The organism is Streptomyces sp. (assembly GCF_019510245.1).
In the GTDB taxonomy this organism is placed as follows: domain Bacteria; phylum Actinomycetota; class Actinomycetes; order Streptomycetales; family Streptomycetaceae; genus Streptomyces.
The window spans coordinates 1-3,054 of sequence record NZ_JAEKKT010000446.1 but is presented as its reverse complement, the minus strand read 5'-3'; the positions used below and the strand labels follow the sequence as shown (position 1 = coordinate 3,054).

General features: G+C 69.8%; 2 protein-coding genes. One reads left to right on the top strand and one right to left on the bottom strand.

From position 1 onward, the window contains the following. Nucleotides 1-79 precede the first annotated feature (79 nt). Nucleotides 80-2,047, bottom strand: a complete 1,968-nt coding sequence (locus JF597_RS53745; protein WP_294014356.1) for a ricin-type beta-trefoil lectin domain protein — start codon at nt 2,045-2,047, stop codon at nt 80-82. 201 nt (nt 2,048-2,248) lie between these two features. Between JF597_RS53745 and JF597_RS53740 the strand changes: the two genes are divergently transcribed. Next, the coding region (locus JF597_RS53740; RefSeq protein WP_294014358.1) for a glycosyltransferase at nt 2,249-3,054 on the top strand (806 nt) is incomplete at its 3' end.

The window sequence follows — 3,054 nt, the reverse complement described above, 5'->3', positions numbered from 1 at the left end:
GGGGTCGGTCCGATGACCATCGCCACGCTGCTGGAGCAGACCGTCGACGCGGCGGTGACCGCCGCCCGGCAGGGCTAGATCAGTTCAGCGTCCACTTCTGGTTGGCCTGGCCGCCGCACGACCACAGGACCGTCTGGGTGCCGTTGGCCGTGCCCGCACCGTAGGCGTCCAGGCAGAGACCGGCGTTGACGTTGGTGATCGTGCCGTCGCTGTTCACGTTCCACTTCTGGTTGTTCTGGCCGTTGCAGTCCCAGATCACGACCTTGGTGCCGTTGGTCGTGCCGAGGTTGTAGGCGTCCAGACACTTGTTGCCGTACACCACGAGTTCCTTGCGCGAGGTGTACGTCCACTGCTGGTTCTGGCCGCCGTTGCAGTCCCACAGCTCGGCCTGGGTGCCGTTGGTGATCGTGTTGTCGTAGATGTCCAGGCAGCGGCCGGACTGGGTGCCGACGGCGAGGGTGCTGTTCGTGCCGGGCAGCGGGCGGACCGTGATGTCGGCCAGGGTGGGGGCGCCGGTGAAGGTCAGCGTGTTCGAGGAGCCCTTGGACAGGCCGACCTGGACCGAGACACTGCCCTGGGAGGAGCCGGTGGGCGGGAAGGAGACCGTGGTCGTGCCCTGGCCGTTGACCTTGAGGGTCGCGGTGCGGGCCGCCGAGGTGTTGTTGGTGTAGGCGACGTCGACGGTCTTGATCCCGGTGTTTCCGGCGACCACGCCGGTGAAGCTCGAGGCGCCTGTGTACGTGCTGCTCGCCGCCTCGGTGCCGCCGGTGACCGTGAGCATCACCGAACCGCCCGCCGGGACACTCGTGGTGTAACCCGTGCCGTACGAGCCGACGTCGGAGCGCGCCCACAGGTCACGAACGGTCGCGTTGGCGTTGGTCAGACCGAGGTCGGACCAGCGGACGGTGATGTTCTGGGCGGAGGAGGTGCGGTTGAGGAGGACGACGGCACGGTTTCCGGTGCCGGACAGGACCTTGCCGTAGACCTGAAGCCCTGTGGTGTCCTCGGCGACCTTGACGCCCTGGAGGCCGCGTGGGTCCTGGTCGACGCCGATGACCTCGGGGTTCTTGAGGATGTTCGCGGTCTCGGTGGTCATGGTGGCCAGGTTGTTGCCGGCCAGGAGCGGGGCTCCGGAGACGGCCCACAGGTTCATGTGGGTGCGGTTCTGTGCGGCGCTGAAGCCGTCCATGCCGACCATCAGCATGTCCGGGTCGTTGTAGTAGCCGGTGTGCTGGGCCGTGGGGTGCAGGTTCCGGTCGAAGTTGGTCAGCAGGTTCGTCATCGACGGCTTGTTGCCGTAGAGGATGATGTCGTCGTTGGTCCGCCACATCGCGCCCTGTCCCGGGGCCCAGTTCCACGGGTTCTGCCTGCCCCAGTTGCACAGCGAGAGGGTCATCGGACGGCCCGTGGTGGCGGTGGCCCGGGTGATCGCGTCGCTGATCGACTGGTACGTCGTCTTCGCGTCGAGTCCCTCCGCGTCACCACCGCACCAGTCGACCTTCACGAAGTCGAAGCCCCACTGGGAGAACTGGAGCATGTCCTGGTCGTAGTGGCCCTCGCTGCCGGAGCCGGGGGCGGCGGGGCGGCCCGTCGGGTAGTAGTAGCCGCAGCCGTCCTTGCCCGCGTCGGTGTAGATGCCCGCCTTGAGGCCCTTGCCGTGGATGTAGTCGGCGATCGCCTTCATGCCGCCGGGCCACTCGGACTCGTCGACGGTGATGTTCCCGCCGCTGTCGCGAGTGCCCTGCCACCAGCCCTCGTCGATGTTGACGTACTTGTATCCCGCCGCCGGAAGACCGGACGCGACGAACGCGTCGACCTGCGCCTTGATCACGGAGTAGTCGATCTTCGCGGCGAAGCTGTTCCAGGAGGCCCAGCCCATCGGCGCCGCAGGGACCGCTGTCTGCCGGGTGGTCGCGGCCTGTGCGGGGGCCGGCTGGGCGAAGAGCAGCGCGGCGGTGGCGGTGAGGGCGAGGACGAGAGCGCGGACGGCGGCGGCTCTGCAACGTCCTGCGAGACCTCTGGGGGTCTTTCGCGGCGGGGGGTACATGCGGCTCCTTCTGGCGGGGGCACCGATCCGGTCGAGATGTCGAACAAGGATCGGCGATTCGAACACCATGCGCGCCGAAGCTAGAGTCCCCCGAGGGTGAAGTCAACGGCTGTGACAGGAGTGAACTGGCCGGTGTGCACGGGTCGTTCGCGCGGGACGGCAGCCCCCGGCGCCATACTGTCCGTCGTGCGGGTAGCGATCATGACAGCGGGCTCCCGGGGCGATGTGGCCCCGTTCACCGGTCTGGGGCACGGCCTGGCGCGGGCCGGACACGAGGTCACCCTGGTGACCCACGGCCGCTTCGAACCGCTGGCGGCGCGGGCCGGGATCGGCTTCCACGCCCTGCCGGTCGATCCTCGGGCGGAGCTGGAGTCCTCGCGCGGGCGGGCGCTGCACCGCAGTACGACCGGTGTGGGGAAGCTGGCGCGCGTGGTCGCGATGGCGCGGGCGCTGGCGGTGGAGATGGCCGACGACCTGGTGGCCGCCGCCCGGGTGAGTGACGCGCTCCTGCTCTCCGGATCGGTGGCCCCGCTGGGCCACGCCATCGCCGCGGGCCTGAGACTGCCCAGCCTGGGTCTCAACCTCCAACCCCTCGCGGCCACCAGGGAGTTCGCACCACCCATGCTGGGCGTCGGCTCCTGGGGCGCCCTCGCCAACCGGATGGCCGGAGTGGGCCTGAACCTTGCGGTGGAACAGGTCTTCGCCGCGGCCCTCCCACCGGTCCGGGCCCGGCTGGGCCTGCCTCCCATGGGCACGGCCGCGGCACTCCGCGCCCGTGAACGGCAGGGCTGGCCGGTGCTGCACGGATTCAGCCCGCGCGTGGTCGCCCGGCCTCGCGACTGGCGGTCCGGGCTCGACGTGGCGGGCTACTGGTGGCCGTACGACGGCGACGCGCCGCTCCCCGACGATCTACGGGACTTCATCGAGGCCGGCCCGCCCCCGGTCTTCGTGGGCCTGGGCAGCGCGACCGTGCCCGACCCCGTCCGGGTCAGCACCGAGATCGTGCA

Excerpts from the sequence above, each read along its gene's own strand:
- JF597_RS53745 (WP_294014356.1), bottom strand. The coding sequence starts at position 2,047 with ATGTACCCCCCGCCGCGAAAGACCCCCAGAGGTCTCGCAGGACGTTGC.